Genomic DNA, 17683 nt, shown 5'->3' with positions numbered 1-17683 from the left:
GCCCGGTACAACATCGGCGGCGGCAACGCCCCGGACGTCACGGACTACCTGCGGGCCGGCGGTGCCGTGGAGGGCTGGTGGAAGGCGCCCGCGGGCACCACCCGCGAGGACACCGACTGGTGGAGCGGGATCTCGCTGTCCTCGGAGGCGGCGATGCTCGTGACCTCCGTGAGGCCGGGGAGTGTTCCCGCCTCGGGGACCGAGCCGTCGCACTGCATGTACTGCACCTGCTGCACGCCGCCGGCCTCGCGCCCGACGACCACGAGCCGGCTGTCCCCGGCCCACGACATGGCCGTGACCTGTTCCAACTCCGGTGTCGCGGAGCGCAGTTCCTGAAGCGACACGGACGGCTGCTCGCCGTTGCCCGGACCTCGTTCGATCCGGCCGATGAACAGGGACTGCTTGCCGCCCTTGTCGACGATGAGCGCGATCCGGACCCCGTCGGCGGCCACCCGTACGGCGTTGATACGGCCGTCGAGTCCCGGAGTGAGCACCTCCAGCGGCTGGCCGGCGCCCTTCTCCAGCAGGAGCAGCCGAGGCGCGGCGGGGTCGCGGTCGGCGACCCACAGGTCGCCCTGGGTGTCCCAGCTGGGAGTGGTGAGCCGGTCGGTCTCCGTCTTGCCCTTGCTCTGGAGGACGGGGTCGCCGATGGAGCTGCCGGAGACGGTGGAGGTGACGTAGAGCGCCTTGCCGTCGAGCGCGACTCCCGCGGCGCTGTGTTCGTCGCGGGCCACGGCCACCGAGCGCAGTGCCTTGGCGCCGTCGCCGAGCGCTCCGGGCACGGGGTCGGCCTTGGTGTTGCCGCTGCCGCTCGTCATCCGTTCGAGGCGGTGCTGGCCGTCGATGAAGTACAGGTAGCCGGGGTTGGTCTCGGAGCCGCGGGCGGCGACGGCTGCGGCCCGTTCCTCGGTGAGGGAGCACAGCTGGGTGCCGCCCGCGCGCAGCGCGATCTCGTCGACGGCGGGGGTCAGGCTGCGCAGGGAGAACAGCAGCTGGGCCGCCATCTCGTCGCACTTGCCCTGTCCGATGTGGGCGGCCTTGTCGTTGAGCGGCACGGTGAGCTTGTTCTGGTCGTCGGGGGTCAGTGCGGTGACGCCCTTGGGCAGCGCGGTTCCGGTGGGGAAGCTGGATCTGACGACGGGGCGGAGCCAGCTGGTGGGGCCCGTGAGTACGGAGCGCACCATCTGCGTCATCGGGTCGACGCGTTCACGGACGTAGACGGGGTCGGCGACGGCCATGGGCTGTCGGGAGCCGTCGGAGCCGTCGGCCGTGGTGTTGGAGGCGAAGTAGTACTTGTTGACGGACACGTAGTTGCGCTGGAAGTCCGACTTGCCCATGACGACGCCCTGGGGGAGGGCGTCGATGCGCCACTGCCCGTTCTTCTTGTCGCGGCTGAGGTGGACCACCTGGCCGTAGTCGCCCGAGGCGGGCGCGTACGACTGCTGTGCGTCGACGGTTGCGACGCGGGTGCCGGTCAGGGTGTACGAGTAGTCGTCGCCGTCGTCCCTGGTCCCGGTGGGCCCGGCATCGGTCGCCGGCCCGTCCGTGAGGACGGTCGTGGACCGTTCGGGCTCCCATTTCTGGGCGGCCTTCTCGGTCAGGTACTGCCGTGCCGTCGCGTAGCCGGGGTCGTCGCTGGTGAGCGCTTCGAGGAAGCCCTGGACGATCTCCAGGGGCTGTGCGTCGTCCCGGGGCGGCATCGCGAACACCCGGACCTGGGTGTCCTGGCGCGGTGTGGACTCGACGCCGCGCAGATCCCCGCTGTCGGGCATCGAGGCGCACCCGGCCAGCAGGACGACGCCGCAGGTGGCGTACGCCACCGCGCGCCCCGGCGTGCGCCGGGTTCCCCCCTCGCGCCACTCAGCGCCCACGAAATGCCTCCCCTTGCTCGTTCGAGCCCTCCGCTCCGGCTTTCCGCCGGTCCGAAGTCCCCCTCAGTGCCGTTTTCCGCGCGTCACCCGGGTCGGCCGAGTCACCGGTGCCGGCCGCACCCGCGGCGCCGCCCGCTCCCGTCTGCTCCGGGTTCCCGCCGCGTCCTGCCCCGGCTTCCCCGGTGGCCCCACCTGTGCCGGCGGCCCCACCTGTGCCGGCTGCCCCTGCTGGCCCTGCTGGCCGCGAGTCGTCGTCTCCGCGTCCGCCGCCGCCTCCGCCCGTGCCTGGGGCGGGCCGGGGCACCACGCGCGCGCCGTTGCCGGGCAGCGCCGTCGGGTCGGCCGTGGCGGCCGAGCCGGCCATCCGGGGCGTGAGCGGGCTCCGTGCGGCCGACAGCTGTTCGCCGGCGGGCTGTACGGGCACCGTCGCGCTCTTCTGGCCGCCGCCGCGCGGCAGACCGGCGGCGTCGAGGGCTCCCCGGTTGCGGCGGGAGTCCTTGGGTTCGAGCGGTATCGGCGAGCCCCGCAGCGGTTCGTCTGCGGTCCTGGGCAGCGTCAGCCGGAACTGCGAGCCGCCACCGGGCTCTCCCCAGGCCTGCAGCCAGCCGCCGTGCAGTCGTGCGTCCTCCAGGGCGATGGACAGCCCCAGGCCGGTACCGCCGGTGGTACGCGCGCGTGCCGGGTCGGCGCGCCAGAAGCGGCTGAAGACGCGGGTGGCCTCGCCGGGCTTGAGGCCGACGCCGTAGTCGCGCACGGCGATCGCGACGGCCCCGCCCGCGGCGGCCAGCTTGACGATGACGTCCTTGCCCTCACCGTGTTCCACGGCGTTGACCACCAGGTTCCGCAGCACCCGCTCCACCCGCCTGGCGTCGGCCTCGGCGACGACGGGCTGCTGGTCGCCGATGACGCGTACGGTCGTCCCCTTGCGTTCGGCGAGCGGCGCGGCCCCGCTGACGACCCGCCGGACGACCTCCCTGAGGTCGATCGGCTCGGCCTCGAGGGCGGCGGCGCCGGCGTCGAAGCGGCTGATCTCCAGCAGGTCCGCGAGGAGTGTCTCGAAGCGGTCGAGCTGGTCGGCGAGCAGTTCGGCGGACCGCGCGGTGATGGGGTCGAAGTCGACCCGGGCGTCGTGGATGACGTCGGCGGCCATGCGTACGGTCGTCAGGGGCGTCCGCAGTTCGTGCGAGACGTCGGACACGAACCGTCGCTGCATCCGCGAGAGGTCCTCGAGTTGCTGGATCTTCAGCTGGAGGTTCTGGGCCATCTTGTTGAAGGCCTCGCCGAGGCGGGCGATGTCGTCCTCGCCGGTGACCTTCATCCGTTCCTGGAGCCGGCCGGCGGAGAGCCGCTCGGCGATCCCGGCGGCCATCCGCACCGGCGTGACGACCTGCCGCACCACGAGCCAGGCGATGGCCCCGAGGAGGACGACGACGAACAGCCCGGCGGTCGCCAGCGTTCCCTTGACCAGGCTCAGCGACTTCTCCTCCTGCGTGAGCGGGAAGAGGTAGTACAGCTCGTACGGATCGCCGTTGGGGTCGTTGACCTGCTTGCCGATGACCAGGGCCGGCTGGGATTCCTTGTCGTTGAGGTAGATGATCCGGGAGTAGCTCTGGGCCGCACCGGTGCTGCTGTAGACCTGCTCGCGCAGTTTCTCCGGGACGCTCTTGTCGGGGTCGACGAAGCCGGAGGCGCGCGGCCCGCGGGCGACGCCGCTGACGTCGCCGGGGGGCAGGGTGACCACGTCGAAGGCGCCCTGGCCGCCGCTGGACAGCGACAGCACGAGCTCGCTCATCCATTCGATGACGTTCTGCGAGGCGCCGCCGTCGGCGGGGGTCCCGTCGGCGGCGGCCCCGCTGGCGGCCTCGTCGGCCTTCTGCTTGGCCACGGCGAACCCGCCGGTGGCCTGGCTCTGGGACGCCTTCACCTTGGCGTCCAGCAGCCCGTTGCGCACCTGGCCGATGACGACGAAGCCCAGCAGCAGGACGACACCCAGCGACATCAGCAGGGTCGTGACGACGACCTTGAGCTGGATGTTGCGGCGCCACAGCCGCATGACGGGCAGCAGCGGCCTGCGCACCCAGCGCAGCAGCAGCCTCAGGACGGGGCTGCCCTGCACCCCGCCCTGCAACAGGCCCCCTTCGAGGAGGCGCGCGAAGCGTGAACCCGGCGTCCTACGGCCGACAGGCCGCTCCGGGCGGGCCCCGGAACGACCGGGGGCCGAAGCGGCACTGTCTCCGGACATGTCAGCTCGGTCCTGCCTTGTATCCGACGCCACGGACGGTCACCACGATCTCCGGCCGCTCGGGGTCCTTCTCGACCTTGGAGCGCAGCCGCTGTACGTGCACGTTCACCAGGCGGGTGTCGGCGGCGTGCCGGTAGCCCCACACCTGCTCGAGGAGGACCTCGCGGGTGAACACCTGCCAGGGCTTGCGCGCCAGCGCGACCAGCAGGTCGAACTCCAGCGGCGTCAGCGCGATCGACTGGCCTTCCCGCTTCACGGAGTGACCGGCCACGTCGATGACGAGGTCGCCGATGGTGAGCTGTTCCGGCGCCGGCTCCTCGGACCTCCGCAGCCGGGCCCGGATCCGGGCGACCAGCTCCTTCGGCTTGAACGGCTTCACGATGTAGTCGTCGGCGCCGGACTCCAGTCCGACGACGACGTCGACGGTGTCGCTCTTCGCCGTGAGCATCACGATCGGCACTCCGGACTCCGCCCTGATCAGGCGGCACACCTCGATGCCGTCCCGGCCGGGCAGCATCAGGTCCAGCAGCACCAGGTCGGGCTTGGCCTCACGGAAAGCGGCCAGCGCCTTGTCACCGTCGGCCACGAAAGACGGCTCAAAACCTTCACCACGCAGCACGATGCCGAGCATCTCGGCCAGTGCGGTGTCGTCGTCGACGACAAGGACTCGTCCCTTCATAAACGACATCATCCCATTCTCATAACAGTGAAGGCGGCGCAGGTGAGAAGGCTCACCGGCCAGTGACGATAGTCGTACGGGGCGGTCACTGTCTGCCCCGGTCCGCGGACGTTGATGTCAGCAGGGGTGTCAGGCGCTCCAGGCCGGGCGGCGAACACGCTCCGCACACGGACGGTCGCTGCTTCACCGCCGCGGGGGTGTGGTCGCGGTGGCGATGAGAGCGGCGAAGCCCGAGACCAGTGCGAGCGACGCGAACAGGTGCGGGTATCCGCCGAAGGGTGCCGCGAGGACGGCCCCGGCGGACGGCGCGAGGGCTGCGGCTGTGGTTGCCGGAGCCGTGAGGATCGCGGACAGCCGGCCGTAGTGACTGGTGCCCCATCGGTCGGTGACGGCCGTGGCCTGGAGCAGGGTCAGGTTGCCGCGGACCATGCCGGCCGTGATCGAGAGGGCGGCCAGGAGGGCGTACGGGCCCGGAACGACCGAGAACGCGGCGGTCGTGACGCCACCGAGCGCGAGGAGAATGACCGTTCGGGCGGTGGGTCCGGTACGGCGGGCGAGGGTGGCGTACAGCGTGCGGCCGAGTGTCTGGCCGGCGCCGCCGAGGCCGAGCGCCCACGCGGCCTCGGCCGTGGTGCAGCCGCGCTCGAGGAGCAGGGGAACCAGGGCGACGACGACGGCGTGCATCGCGAACGCCGAGAGGGTGAACGCGGCGGCCAGCAGCCAGAACGTGCGGCTGCGCGCGACCGTCGTGGTACCGCCGGCCATGCGGGTGGAAGCGCACGGAGCCTTGGGCCAAGGGCCGCGCAGGGCAAGGGCGTGGGCAGGGATCGTGACGGCCGCCGACACGGCGGCCAGCAGCAAGTACGTGGTCCGCCAGGTGAAGTGGTCGGCGAGAAGGGCTGTCAGAGGCGCGAAGACGGTGGAGGCGAGACCTCCGGCCAGAGTGACGATCGTCAGCGCGCGGACGTGGTCCGGGGCCCACCAGCGGGTGAGTGCGGCAAAGGCGGGCTGATAGAACGTCGAGGCCATGGCCAGTCCGGCCAGCGCCCAACCCGCGAAGAAGACCGCGAGGTTGGGGGCGGCGGCCACGATCACCAGGGCCAGTGCGCCCAGGACCGACCCTGCGGTCATGACCAGCCGCGGACCGCGCTGGTCGAGGATGCGTCCCACCCGGATGCCCGCGAGGGCGGAGACGACCAGGGCGAGGGAGAACGCCGCGGTGGTCGCGCCCGCGGACCATCCGGTCCGGGAGGTGATCTCCGGGTTCAGCACCGGGAAGGCGTAGTAGACGATGCCCCAGCTCGTGATCTGCGTGGCGCAGAGCGCGGGCAGGGCGGCACGGGGCCGCGACCGGTCCCCCGTTCCGGTCGCGGCCCCGTCACTGCGGGCGTGGAGATCGGTCACGAGCCGCAGCAACCGCCCGTCCGGCCCTGCTCGTCCGAGTCGACGGCGGTGGCGGCGCCGATCCGGACGAGGGCGGGCGCGGGCGCGCAGCAGCCTCCTGCGTCCTGGTCGGCCTCGGGGGCGTCGAAGAGCCCGGCGCCGCCGCATACGCCGGTCTCGGGCAGGGTGAGTTCGACGCGGTCGGCGGATTCCAGGTCGCCGGCGATCGCGGCGGCGACGGATCGGACCTGCTCGTACCCGGTCATCGCCAGGAACGTCGGGGCGCGGCCGTAGGACTTCATCCCGACCAGGTAGATCCCCTGCTCGGGGTGGGACAGTTCGCGGTGACCGTGCGGGTAGACGGTGCCGCACGAGTGCTGGTTGGGGTCGATCAGCGGCGCCAGCTCGACCGGGGCCTGGAGACGCTCGTCCAGGTTGAGGCGGACCTCGGACAGGAAGGACAGGTCGGGGCGGAACCCGGTCAGCACGATGACCTCGTCCACCGGCTCCAGCCGTCGGCCGTCCTCGGCGACCAGGACCAGGCGGCCGCTGTCGTCGCGCTCGATGGCGTCGGTACGGAAGCCCGTGACGGCGTCGGCGTGGCCGTCGTCCACCGCGGCCTTCGCCGCCAGGCCCAGGGCGCCGCGGGCGGGAAGCTGGTCGGCCGAGCCGCCGCCGAACGTGGAACCGGAGATGCCCCGGCGCAGGACCCAGACCGCCTTCGTGCCGGTGCCGTCGTCGGCCTTGGCGAGGTCGGCCAGATAGGCGAGTGCGGTGAATGCGGACGCTCCGGAGCCGATGACCGCCGTGCGCTTCCCCGCGTGGCGGGCCCGGACGGCGGACTTCCTCAGGTCGGGGACCTGGTACGTGATGCGGTCGGCCGCCGCCTTCTCACCGAGCGCCGCAAGCCCGTCGGCGCCGGCCGGGGAGGGCGTGGTCCAGGTGCCGGACGCGTCGATCACCGCGCGGGCGAGGATCCGCTCCTCGCGGCCGTCGGCGTACTCGACGTGCACGACGAAGGGCTGGGTCTCGCGGTCGGCGTCGACGATGCGATCGCGACCGCTGCGCGAGACGCCGGTCACGGTCGCTCCGAAGCGGACACGCTCGCCGAGGACCCCGGCGAGGGGTTCCAGGTACTGCGCCGCCCAGTCGCCGCCGGACGGGTACGTCGCCGGGTCGGGCCTCGTCCAACCGGTCGGAGCGAGCAGCTTCTCGGCGGTGGGGTCGATCACCTCGCCCCAGGTGGAGAACAGCTTCACGTGCGACCACTCGCGCACCGCGGCCCCCGCGGCCGGTCCGGTCTCCAGGACCAAGGGCTCCAGGCCCTGGTCGACGAGGTGGGCGGCGGCGGCAAGACCGGCGGGACCGGCTCCGACCACGACGACGGGCAGCTCGGTAAGGGCAGGCGCGTTCACGGCGACTCCTCGCTTGTTTCGACATCTGTCGATGGCTTGCTCAGCCCAGCATGGCAGCTGTATCGATGAGCGTCAACATAGACATTCATCTAATCAAACCCCGGCGGTCGGCCCTCCCCTCGCGTCACCGGGCCAGCTTCACCCTCTCCCCACCTGTCTGGTTCGACATGTGTCAACATAGATGCATGTCGAACATCAAGGCGTTGCCGCTGCTGGCCCCAGAGGTTGCCGAGGGTGTCGCGCCGTGCTGCCCACCGCTCACCGAGCGCCCGCTGACGGCCGAGGAGGCCGAGCGGACCGCCGCGATGTTCAAGGCGCTCGGCGACCCGGTGCGGCTCCGGCTGTTCTCGCTGGTCGCCTCACACGAGGGCGGGGAGGCGTGCGTGTGCGACATCTCCGACGTCGGGGTCTCGCAACCGACCGTGTCCCACCACCTGAAGAAGCTCAAGGCCGCCGGCCTGCTCACCTCCGAGCGGCGCGGCACCTGGGTCTACTACCGGGTGGAGCCGTCAGTGGTGGCAGGGATGGGGCAGATGCTCAGCTCCCTGGGTTGAGCCGCTCGAACAGCCCGGACAGCCTGCGAGGACGGCGCGGACAGAACCGGCGGCGAGCCCGGACGGACCGCCGCCGATCCCCATCGCCTGCCTCCCGTGGGTCATTCGTCGGACCGGCCCGCGCGGAATATGAGCGCGACCAGGGCCAAGCCGACCACACCACCGATGAGTTGCGCGCCCACGAAGCCCGCGATCGAGCCGGGTGCGATGCCCGCGAACGTGTCGGAGAAGGTGCGGCCGACGGTCACCGCAGGGTTGGCGAAGGACGTGGACGAGGTGAACCAGTACGCGGCGCCGATGTACGCGGCGACGGCGGCGGGTGCGAAGCGGAGCCGGCCGGTGCGGGCCAGGCCGAAGATCAGCAGGACCAGGCCGGCGGTGGCCACCACCTCGCCGAGCAGGAGGTTCCCCGCCGAGCGGTCGTGGGTGGACCACTGCACCAAGGGCTTGCCGAACATCGCGTCGGCCAGGATCGCGCCGGCGATCGCGCCGACGACCTGCGCGGGGACGTAGACAGCGACTTCGCGGGTCGTGACACCGTCGCCGCCTCGCCGCGCCGTCCACCACTCGGCCAGCGTGACCACGGGGTTGAAGTGGGCACCGGAGACCGGGCCGAGCAGCAGGATCAGGATGCCGAGCCCGAAGACCGTGGCGATCGAGTCGGCCAGCAACCGCACACCGACATCGCGGGTCAGTTCCGTCGCCTGGATGCCGGAGCCGATCACGACGGCGACCAGGAGGGCGGTGCCGATGAACTCGGCCGTCGCCCTGGCGGTCAGCGGCGCGCGGGGCGGGGGTGCGCCCGGGGCGGGCTGCGGACCGCGCCCCGGGGCGACGGAGCCCTTGGCGGCCTCCCCGGCCCTGTCGTGCTCGGTGGCCTCAGCATCGGTGGCCCCGGTATCGGTGGCCTCAGTAGTGGTCAACAGGGCTCCTCGGCGCATACGACGGCGACAGCCGCCGGGTCAGGGGCAGGACCGCTTGACGTTGTTCTCGGCGGTGGCGCGCGCCGTCTCGGCGAGATCGGCGAACTGCCCCGCGAGCGAGGCGATGACATCGGGCTTGAGCCGGTAGTAGGTGAACCGGCCGCACGGCTCCGTCTCCACGACGCCGGCCTCGCGCAGCACCTTCAGATGATTGGAGAGGTTGGTCTGCCTGGCCCCCGTCTCCTCGATCAGGTGCGTGCTGCACAGCGTCTCCTCGGCGAGCAGGGTGACGATCTGGAGCCGGATCGGGTCCGCGAGAACGCGCATCAGATCAGTGTCGACTGACATCATCATGGACTGATACTCTCACATCACTCCAGACTGATATCAACCTGGAGCGATTCCCGCACGCGTGGACGCCCATGGCCGCATGGGACGCGTGCCGGGCCGTCGCCGCCCGGACGGACCGGTCACCGCCCCCGAGGGCCCGCGGCCGCCATCGTGAGCGGCTTCCGCGACGAGATCGACGCCCACGCCCCCAAACCGCCCGCCTCGCTTCCGAGTTCTTGAACTCGACGGCCCTACAAGCATCTTGATCCGCCGACGAAGGAAGAAACGATGTCCCCCAGCCCGCTCGCCTCCGTTCTCTTCGTCTGCGTCCACAACGCCGGCCGGTCGCAGATGGCCGCCGGATTCCTCTCCCACCTCGCGGGCGACCGCATCGAGGTCCGCTCGGCCGGTTCCGTTCCGGGCGACCGGGTCAACCCGGCCGCGGTCGAGGCCATGAAGGAAGTCGGCGTCGACATCGCCGAAGCGAAGCCGAAGGTCCTGACCACCGAGGCCGTTCAGGCGTCCGACTACGTCATCACCATGGGCTGCGGCGACGCCTGCCCGGTCTTCCCCGGCAAGAAGTATCTCGACTGGGCCCTGGAGGACCCGGCCGGCAAAGGCGTCGAAGCCGTCCGCCCGATCCGAGACGAGATCAAGACCCGCATCGAGACCCTGATCGCCGAGATCGACGCCACGCGGGAAACGTGACCCCCGTGCCCGGCACCGGCCCACGCGAGGTCATCGTCACCGGCTCCGGCCCCGCCGGACACACCGCAGCCACCTGACACACCGCAGCCCTCCGCACCGCCCGCGCCCGGCTGGGGCCGCTCGTCTTCGGCGGCGCCGTCCTCGTCGGCGGCTCGCCCGCGTCCGGGCCCGCCTCGGCCCGCGGCCCGCGGGCACCACTCTCGTGACCGCCGACCAGCCCGCCCGTAGGCCCGGGCCCCGCTCACGCGGCGGGCCGACGGCCGACCGCGTGTGATCGTCGGCCGGCCGACCGACGGGCGATCAGAGACGGGCCGACCTACGACCGACGGCCGACCGACCTACGACCGACCGACGGCCGACCGACGGGCGATCAGAGAGCCGCCCCAGCCTCTCCCCGGCGCGCCCTGCCGCACAGCTCGGCAAGCGCGTCGGCCGTCACCGGCGACGCCACGCCCTCCTCCGTGACGATCGCCGTCACCAGCTCGGGCGGCGTCACGTCGAACGCGGGGTTGTACGCCTGGGTCCCCAGCGGCGCCACCGGGATCCCGCCGCCCGCTCCCGTCACCGGTGCCTGGGCCGCCATGGCCTCCGTCACCTCGAACCCGGGGCGCTGCTCCACCTCGATGGACGCCCCGTCCGCCGTCTCCAGGTCCACCGTCGTCACCGGCGCCACGACGATGAACGGCACATGGTGGTACCGCGCCAGCACCGCGAGCGGGTAGCTCCCCACCTTGTTCGCCACCGACCCGTCGGCCGCGATGCGATCAGCACCGATCAGCACCGCGTCCACCTCCCCCGCCGCGAAGAGCGAGCCCGCCGCGTTGTCCGTCAGCAAGGTGTACGCCATGCCGTTGCGGGCCGCTTCGTACGCGGTGAGGCGGGCGCCCTGGAGCAGCGGACGCGTCTCGTCCACCCACAGCCGGCGAAGTTTGCCCACCCGGTGCGCCGCGAGCGCCACCGCGAACGCCGTCCCCTCCCCGCCCGACACCAGCGCACCGGTGTTGCAGTGCGTGAGGACACGATGCCCGCCGCCCGGCAGCAGCTCGTCCAGGAGCGTCAGCCCGTGCCCGGCCATCCGCACGCTGGCCTCGGCGTCCTCCCGGTGGAGCTGCCGCGCGGCCGCCAGCGCGGCCTGCGCGCCCAGCACCGGATCGCCGCCGTCGGCGAGCTCCGCCCGGTAGGCGGCCCGGGCCCGGCGCACACCGACCGACAGGTTCACCGCGGTGGGACGGGCGCCCGCGAGCGCGTTCGCGGCGTCGTCCACGTCGAACCCGCGCGCGGCGGCGAGCGCGACACCGTACGCCCCGGCGATCCCGAGCAGCGGCGCCCCGCGCACGGCCAGCGAACGAATCGCCTCGACCAGCGCGGACGCGTCCGTACACACCAGTTCGACTTCCTCCGCCGGCAGTCTCGTCTGGTCGAGAAGGACCAGCACGGGCCCCTCCGGCAGCTCCTCCCAACGGATCGCAGGAATCTCGGCCGGCCGCTTGTCCTCGCCGGAATGCGCGTACTGATCAGCCATGCGGTCAGTCTGCCCCCGATCCGGCGGACAATTGAAGGTGTGCAGCCGATACCGCGGCCGGTCAACCGATGAGCACCCCATGGCACGATGGCTCCCAACCTGCCGCCGCGACCGCGGACGGGCATCGTGAAGGAGCGACGATGAAAGACACTCCGGGCTGGGCCTCGCCCGGATCCGCCCCGTCCGACGGACAGGAGCCCGACGCGTCCCGCCCCGCCGAGCCCACGGACCGCGCCGCCGGTGCCCAGCCCGCGGACCAGCCGGACTCGAACCCGCAGGGCCCCGGCACGAAGTGGTCCAAGGAACAGCCGCCGCCCGGCCCCGGCCAGTGGTCCGCGCCCGCGGGCGCCCCGGACCCGGGCCGCGACGCGGGCCAGACCCCGCCGCCCCCACCGCCTCCGCCGCCCGGCGCAGGCTGGGGCAGCTACCCGCCCGCCGGACCCGGCGGCGCATACCCCGGCGGCCCCGCGGGCCCCGGACAGGGCGGCTACGGCGGCTACGGCGCTCCCGGCGGCTGGGGTGCCGGCTGGGGCGGCCCCCCGCCCGCGGCGAAGCCCGGCGTGATCCCGCTGCGCCCGCTCGCCGTGGGCGAGATCCTCGACGGCGCCGTCGCCACGATGCGCACCTACTGGCGCACGGTCCTGGGCATCTCGCTGACCGTCGCCGTCATCACCCAGGTCTTCGTCGTCCTGTTGCAGGGCCTCATCCTGGACGCCACCACGGACACGAACGCGCTCGGCGACCCGAGCGCCACCGCCGACGAGCAGCTCAGCGCCATGGGCGACGCCATGCGCGCCTCCGGCCCCGTCCTCGTCATCACCCTCATCGGCACCATCACGGCGACCGCCCTGCTCACCGCCGTCACCAGCCGGGCGGTGCTCGGCAAACCGGTCACTCTCGGCGAGGCCTGGCGCGACGCCCGCCCCCAGGTGCTCAAGCTGTTCGGCCTGATCTTCCTGCTGATGCTCATCGCCGTCGCCATCGTCCTCCTCTGCCTGCTGCCGGGCATCCTCGTGAGCGCTGCCGGAAGCTCCGACGCGGGGGCGGCTCTCAAGGCCTTCGGCATCCTCGGTTCGATCGTCCTGGTGCTGTGGCTGCTGATCCGCCTCTCCCTGGCCTCGCCCGCGCTGATGCTGGAGAAGCAGAGCATCAAGAAGGCGCTCGGCCGTTCCGCGAAGCTCACCCGCGGCTCCTGGTGGCGGGTCTTCGGCATCCAACTGCTCGCCCTGATCATCGCGAACGTCGTCGCGACGATCGTCGTCGTCCCGTTCGCCCTCCTCGGTGCCGCCGTGAGCGACGGGGGCATCAGCGGCATGGTCGACGCGAGCAACGACTACGGCTGGACCTACCTGATCATCAGCGGCATCGGTTCGGTCATCGGCTCCATGATCACCTTCCCGATCTCGGCGGGCGTCACCGTGCTCCTCTACGTCGACCAGCGCATCCGCCGCGAGGCCCTCGACCTCGACCTGGCCCGCGCCGCGGGCCTCCAGGACCACGGCGCCTCCGTCCCCGGCACGACCGCGGGGAGTTGATGCGGTGAGCCTGGCGGGGGGAGTTCTCACAGCGGTACCGCTCCCGGGCGCCCTGCCCGTACGGGCACTGCTGCCCGGCGTCGCCGACACCGCCCCGGCGGCCCTGCCCGGCGTCGCCGGCAGGGCCGTGGCAGCCCTGCTGCGGGCCGGCGGCGCAGCCGTGCCGTCCCTGTCCGCCCGCTCGGACGACGAGCCGCCGCTCACCGTCCCGCGCGACCCCGCGCGGGAGGCGGCTCGCCGTGAACTGTCCAAGGACCTGTACCACCAGAACGACCCCAGCCTGTTCCAGCGGGCCCTGGACACCCTGTGGGACTGGATCGGCGACCTGTTCGACACCGCCTCGACCGCCACCCCCGGCGGCACGCTCGGACTGGTGGTCGTCCTCCTGGCCATGGCAGCCGTCGTGGGCGCCCTGTGGTGGCGCCTGGGCTCCCCGCGCCGCCGGCTCACATCCGCCTCCGTCCTCTTCGACGACCGTCCCCGCAGCGCCGCCGAACACCGCGCGGCCGCCGAGGCACACGCCGCCCAGGGCCACTGGAACCAGGCCGTCCAGGAACGCATGCGCGCCGTCGTCCGCTCCCTCGAGGAACGCGCCCTCCTCGACACCCGCCCCGGCCGCACGGCCGACGAGGCCGCCGCCGACGCCGGCCGCACCCTGCCCGTCCACGCCGACCGGCTCCGGGCCGCCGCCCGCGACTTCGACGACGTGACATACGGCGGCCGCCGAGCCACCCGGCAGTCGTACGGACGCATGGCCGAACTCGACCTCGACCTGGAACGCACCAAGCCCCGGCTGACGGCGACCAGCACCCACACCGCGGCCCAGCCCGCCCGCCGGGGAGCCGCCGAATGACGACCGAGGCCACGCTCCCGTCCACCTCGGCCTCGCCCACCGCCCTGCGGCTGTGGACCCGCGCGCGCGGCGTCACTCTCGCGCTCGTACTGCTCCTGGCGGGGGCCGTCACGCTCGCCGCGCTCCAGTCCGACGCCCGCCACGGCGCCCTCGACCCACGCTCCGCCGACCCCTACGGCAGCCGCGCGACAGCCGAACTCCTCGCCGACCGCGGCGTGTCCACCCGCGTCGTCACCACCCTGGCCGAGGCCCGCACCGCGGCTCGCCCCGACACCACGCTCCTGGTCGCGGCCCCGGACCTCCTGGCGGAACGTCAACAGCAAGACCTGCACTCGGCGATCGCCGGCTCGGGCGGCCGTACCGTCCTCGTCGCCCCCACCGGCTGGTCCGTGGGAACCCTCGCCCCCGGCGTGACCGCGGACCCCGCCAACAGCCGCGGCTCCGCGCTCTCCCCCGACTGCGCGCTGCCCGCCGCCCGCAGCGCCGGCACCGCGGAAACCGGCGGCATCCGCTACACCACCCGCCACCTCGACGCCGACAAGTGCTACCCCAGCGAACGCCTGGCCACCCTGCTGCGCGTCCCGGACACCTCCGGCGACGGCGACACCGTGATCCTCGGCGCGCCCGACATCCTCTACAACAACCGCCTCGACGACGAGGGCAACGCCTCGCTCACCCTCCAACTCCTCGGCTCCCGCAGCCATCTGGTCTGGTACCTCCCCTCGCTCTCCGACACCTCGGCCACCGGACAGGACGACGAGAAAGGCTTCTTCGACCTGCTCCCCTCCGGCTGGCTCTGGGGCACACTCCAGCTGTTCGTCGCGGCAGCCCTCGCCGCCCTCTGGCGGGCACGCCGACTCGGCCCCCTCGTACCCGAGAAACTCCCCGTGGCGATCCGCGCCTCCGAAACCGCCGAAGGCCGCGCCCGCCTCTACCGCAAGGCCAACGCCCGCGACCGCGCGGCCGCCGCTCTTCGCTCCACCACCCGCACCCGCCTCGCCCCTCTCCTGGGCGTCCCCGTCACCCAGGCGCACGCGCCCGAGGCACTCGTCCCCGCCCTGTCCGCCCATCTCCACGGCGACGGACAGCCCCTGCACTCCCTCCTCTTCGGCCCAACGCCAGGCGACGACGCGGCCCTGATCGCGCTCGCCGACCAACTCGACGCCCTCGAACGAGAGGTACGCCGTCCATGATGGACCCGACCACTGACAACGCCGGGAACACCGGGGACCCGGGCCGCGCCCGCGCCTCCCTGGAGGCCCTGCGGGCCGAGATCTCCAAGGCCGTGGTCGGCCAGGACCCCGCCGTGACAGGCCTTGTCGTCGCCCTCCTGTGCCGCGGACACGTCCTCCTCGAAGGAGTCCCCGGAGTGGCCAAGACGTTGCTCGTCCGCGCCCTCGCCTCCGCACTCGAACTCGACACCAAGCGCGTCCAGTTCACCCCGGACCTCATGCCCAGCGACATCACCGGCTCCCTCGTCTACGACACCCGCACCGCCGAGTTCTCCTTCCAGCCCGGCCCGGTCTTCACCAACCTCCTCCTCGCCGACGAGATCAACCGCACCCCGCCGAAGACCCAGTCGTCCCTCCTCGAGGCCATGGAGGAACGCCAGGTCACGGTCGACGGCACCCCGCGTCTGCTCCCCGACCCGTTCCTGGTCGCGGCGACCCAGAACCCCGTCGAGTACGAGGGCACCTACCCCCTCCCCGAAGCCCAACTGGACCGCTTCCTCCTCAAACTGACGATCCCGCTCCCCTCCCGCCAGGAGGAGATCGACGTCCTCACCCGCCACGCCGACGGCTTCAACCCGCGTGACCTGCACGCAGCCGGCGTACGCCCCGTCGCGGGACCGGCCGACCTCGAAGCGGCCCGCGCCGCCGTCGCCAAGACGACGATCTCCCCCGAGATCACGGCCTACGTCGTCGACATCTGCCGCGCCACCCGCGAATCCCCGTCCCTCACCCTGGGCGTCTCCCCCCGGGGCGCGACCGCCCTTCTCGCCACCGCCCGCGCATGGGCCTGGCTCACCGGCCGCGACTACGTCATCCCCGACGACGTCAAAGCCCTCGCCCTCCCCACCCTCCGCCACCGCGTGCAGCTCCGCCCGGAAGCCGAGATGGAAGGCGTGACGGCCGACTCCGTCATCAACGCGATCCTCACCCACGTCCCCGTGCCCCGCTGATGGCGTTCACCGGACGCACCGCACTTCTCGCGGCCCTCGGCTCCCTCCCCGTCGGCATCTGGGACGCCGGCTGGACGGGCATCCTCGCCGTCAACGCCCCGCTGGCCCTGGCCTGCGCCTGCGACTTCGCGATGGCCGCCCCGGTACGCCGACTGAGTCTGACCCGCTCCGGCGACACCTCCGCCCGCCTCGGCGAGCCGGCTGACGTCACCCTCACCGTCACCAACCCGTCCCGCCGCCCCCTGCGCGCCCAGCTCCGCGACGCCTGGCCCCCCAGCAGCTGGCAACCAGGAACGGAGACGGAGGCCTCCCGCCACCACCTGACGGTCCCGCCCGGCGAACGCCGCCGCATCACCACCCGCCTGCGCCCCACCCGCCGCGGCGACCATCAGACCGACCGCGTCACGATCCGCTCCTACGGCCCCCTCGGCCTCTTCTCCCGCCAAGGCACCCACAAGGTCCCCTGGACCGTACGCGTCCTCCCGCCGTTCACCAGCCGCAAGCACCTCCCGTCGAAACTGGCCCGCCTACGCGAACTGGACGGCCGCACCAGCGTCCTCACCCGCGGTGAAGGCACGGAATTCGACAGCCTGCGCGAATACGTTCCCGGAGACGACACCCGCTCCATCGACTGGCGCGCCACAGCCCGCCACTCGTCGGTCGCGGTCCGCACCTGGCGCCCCGAGCGCGACCGCCACATCCTCCTCGTCCTGGACACCGGCCGCACCTCCGCGGGCCGGGTCGGCGATGCTCCCCGCCTCGACGCCTCCATGGACGCGGCACTTCTCCTCGCCGCGCTCGCATCCCGCGCCGGCGACCGGGTCGACCTCCTCGCCTACGACCGCCGAGTACGCGCCCTGGTCCAGGGCCGAACGGCGCGCGACGTACTCCCGTCCCTGGTCAACGCCATGGCCACCCTCGAACCCGAACTCATTGAGACGAACGCCCGTGGCCTCACCGCCACAGCCCTCCGTACGGCGCCCCGACGCTCCCTCATCGTCCTCATGACCACGCTGGACGCCGCCCCGGTCGAGGAAGGCCTCCTCCCCGTCCTCCCACAGCTCACCCAGCGCCATACGGTCCTGGTGGCATCGGTCGCAGACCCCCACATCGCCCATATGGCCGCTTCCCGCGGCAACGCCGAGGCGGTGTACGAGGCAGCAGCGGCAGCCCAGGCCCAGACAGAACGTCATCGCACAGCCGACCAACTCCGCCGGCACGGCGTCACCGTCGTCGACGCAACACCGGACCAACTGGCCCCCGCACTCGCAGACGCCTACCTGGCACTGAAGGCAGCGGGACGCCTATAGGAAACAAAAGGGCTCTCTTCCAAGAGAGCCCACTAAAATAAATCACGCACCAAACGCAGAAAACCCCCGCACCGTGAGGTGCGGGGGTTTCCCGTAATATTTGTTCGGCGGTGTCCTACTCTCCCACAGGGTCCCCCCTGCAGTACCATCGGCGCTGTAAGGCTTAGCTTCCGGGT

Annotated in this window: 15 protein-coding genes and 1 rRNA gene; 7 read left to right on the top strand and 9 right to left on the bottom strand. The window is 72.5% G+C overall.

Going from position 1 to position 17683, the window contains the following annotated elements; genetic code table 11:
- Positions 1–44: 44 nt before the first annotated feature.
- The 5 genes from QQM72_RS40150 to QQM72_RS40130 form a co-directional block, all read right to left on the bottom strand.
- Entirely contained in the window at positions 45–1871 is a 1827-nt protein-coding gene (locus QQM72_RS40150; RefSeq protein WP_314225746.1) for an LpqB family beta-propeller domain-containing protein, read from the bottom strand.
- Positions 1861–4113, bottom strand: a complete 2253-nt coding sequence (gene mtrB / locus QQM72_RS40145) for an MtrAB system histidine kinase MtrB (RefSeq protein ID WP_314225745.1) — start codon at positions 4111–4113, stop codon at positions 1861–1863. Before mtrB ends, QQM72_RS40150 begins: the two co-directional genes overlap by 11 nt.
- 1 nt (position 4114) lies before the next feature.
- Complete coding sequence (mtrA, locus tag QQM72_RS40140; protein ID WP_187282414.1) at positions 4115–4804, bottom strand: two-component system response regulator MtrA; 690 nt, start codon at positions 4802–4804, stop codon at positions 4115–4117.
- Positions 4805–4975: 171 nt separating this feature from the next.
- A complete protein-coding gene (locus QQM72_RS40135; protein ID WP_314225744.1) occupies positions 4976–6196 on the bottom strand; it encodes an MFS transporter in 1221 nt (406 codons plus the stop codon).
- Positions 6193–7590, bottom strand: coding sequence for an NAD(P)-binding domain-containing protein (locus QQM72_RS40130; RefSeq protein ID WP_314225743.1), 1398 nt, complete (start codon positions 7588–7590; stop codon positions 6193–6195). Before QQM72_RS40130 ends, QQM72_RS40135 begins: the two co-directional genes overlap by 4 nt.
- A 185-nt stretch (positions 7591–7775) precedes the next feature.
- On the opposite strand from QQM72_RS40130, the gene QQM72_RS40125 reads away from it, so the two are divergent.
- On the top strand, positions 7776–8144 hold the full coding sequence (locus tag QQM72_RS40125; protein ID WP_314225742.1) for an ArsR/SmtB family transcription factor: 369 nt from the start codon (positions 7776–7778) through the stop codon (positions 8142–8144).
- A gap of 101 nt (positions 8145–8245) precedes the next feature.
- Here the strand turns inward: QQM72_RS40125 and QQM72_RS40120 are convergent, their stop codons facing one another.
- Positions 8246–9067 (bottom strand): aquaporin, encoded by an 822-nt coding sequence (locus tag QQM72_RS40120; RefSeq protein ID WP_314225741.1) that lies wholly within the window; start codon positions 9065–9067, stop codon positions 8246–8248.
- Between the two features lie 39 nt (positions 9068–9106).
- Positions 9107–9421 (bottom strand): ArsR/SmtB family transcription factor, encoded by a 315-nt coding sequence (locus tag QQM72_RS40115; RefSeq protein ID WP_314225740.1) that lies wholly within the window; start codon positions 9419–9421, stop codon positions 9107–9109.
- 264 nt (positions 9422–9685) lie between these two features.
- Here QQM72_RS40115 and QQM72_RS40110 point away from each other — a divergent pair, with 264 nt between their 5' ends.
- Complete coding sequence (locus QQM72_RS40110) at positions 9686–10105, top strand: arsenate reductase ArsC (protein WP_314225739.1); 420 nt, start codon at positions 9686–9688, stop codon at positions 10103–10105.
- Positions 10106–10475: 370 nt separating this feature from the next.
- On the opposite strand, the gene mtnA is transcribed toward QQM72_RS40110, so the two are convergent.
- Complete coding sequence (gene mtnA, locus QQM72_RS40105) at positions 10476–11627, bottom strand: S-methyl-5-thioribose-1-phosphate isomerase (protein WP_314225738.1); 1152 nt, start codon at positions 11625–11627, stop codon at positions 10476–10478.
- Positions 11628–11767: 140 nt separating this feature from the next.
- On the opposite strand from mtnA, the gene QQM72_RS40100 reads away from it, so the two are divergent.
- Genes QQM72_RS40100 through QQM72_RS40080 form a run of 5 tightly spaced genes read left to right on the top strand, consistent with a single transcriptional unit; the run spans position 11768 to position 17507 of the window.
- On the top strand, positions 11768–13162 hold the full coding sequence (locus QQM72_RS40100; protein WP_314225737.1) for a glycerophosphoryl diester phosphodiesterase membrane domain-containing protein: 1395 nt from the start codon (positions 11768–11770) through the stop codon (positions 13160–13162).
- Between the two features lie 4 nt (positions 13163–13166).
- Positions 13167–14015 (top strand): DUF4129 domain-containing protein, encoded by an 849-nt coding sequence (locus tag QQM72_RS40095; protein ID WP_399080389.1) that lies wholly within the window; start codon positions 13167–13169, stop codon positions 14013–14015.
- A complete protein-coding gene (locus tag QQM72_RS40090; RefSeq protein WP_314225736.1) occupies positions 14012–15208 on the top strand; it encodes a DUF4350 domain-containing protein in 1197 nt (398 codons plus the stop codon). Before QQM72_RS40095 ends, QQM72_RS40090 begins: the two co-directional genes overlap by 4 nt.
- Complete coding sequence (locus QQM72_RS40085; protein ID WP_020133026.1) at positions 15208–16197, top strand: AAA family ATPase; 990 nt, start codon at positions 15208–15210, stop codon at positions 16195–16197. The genes QQM72_RS40090 and QQM72_RS40085 overlap by 1 nt, the downstream gene beginning before the upstream one ends.
- Positions 16197–17507 (top strand): DUF58 domain-containing protein, encoded by a 1311-nt coding sequence (locus QQM72_RS40080; RefSeq protein WP_314225735.1) that lies wholly within the window; start codon positions 16197–16199, stop codon positions 17505–17507. Before QQM72_RS40085 ends, QQM72_RS40080 begins: the two co-directional genes overlap by 1 nt.
- A gap of 102 nt (positions 17508–17609) precedes the next feature.
- Here the strand turns inward: QQM72_RS40080 and rrf are convergent.
- Positions 17610–17683, bottom strand: a 5S ribosomal RNA gene (rrf, locus tag QQM72_RS41070); the annotation flags it as partial.

Origin of the sequence: Streptomyces zaehneri (genome assembly GCF_032248645.1) — a bacterium.
GTDB lineage: Bacteria > Actinomycetota > Actinomycetes > Streptomycetales > Streptomycetaceae > Streptomyces > Streptomyces coriariae.
Note: the sequence above shows the minus strand (reverse complement) of the source record. Positions and strands in the feature narration are given on the sequence as shown.

Bases quoted from the DNA above. Each gene is read 5' to 3' on its own strand.
- mtrB (WP_314225745.1), bottom strand. From the start codon at position 4,113: ATGTCCGGAGACAGTGCCGCTTCGGCCCCCGGTCGTTCCGGGGCCCGC.
- mtrA (WP_187282414.1), bottom strand. From the start codon at position 4,804: ATGATGTCGTTTATGAAGGGACGAGTCCTTGTCGTCGACGACGACACC.
- QQM72_RS40125 (WP_314225742.1), top strand. From the start codon at position 7,776: ATGTCGAACATCAAGGCGTTGCCGCTGCTGGCCCCAGAGGTTGCCGAG.
- QQM72_RS40115 (WP_314225740.1), bottom strand. From the start codon at position 9,421: ATGATGATGTCAGTCGACACTGATCTGATGCGCGTTCTCGCGGACCCG.
- QQM72_RS40110 (WP_314225739.1), top strand. From the start codon at position 9,686: ATGTCCCCCAGCCCGCTCGCCTCCGTTCTCTTCGTCTGCGTCCACAAC.
- mtnA (WP_314225738.1), bottom strand. From the start codon at position 11,627: ATGGCTGATCAGTACGCGCATTCCGGCGAGGACAAGCGGCCGGCCGAG.
- QQM72_RS40100 (WP_314225737.1), top strand. From the start codon at position 11,768: ATGAAAGACACTCCGGGCTGGGCCTCGCCCGGATCCGCCCCGTCCGAC.
- QQM72_RS40090 (WP_314225736.1), top strand. From the start codon at position 14,012: ATGACGACCGAGGCCACGCTCCCGTCCACCTCGGCCTCGCCCACCGCC.
- QQM72_RS40085 (WP_020133026.1), top strand. From the start codon at position 15,208: ATGGACCCGACCACTGACAACGCCGGGAACACCGGGGACCCGGGCCGC.
- QQM72_RS40080 (WP_314225735.1), top strand. From the start codon at position 16,197: ATGGCGTTCACCGGACGCACCGCACTTCTCGCGGCCCTCGGCTCCCTC.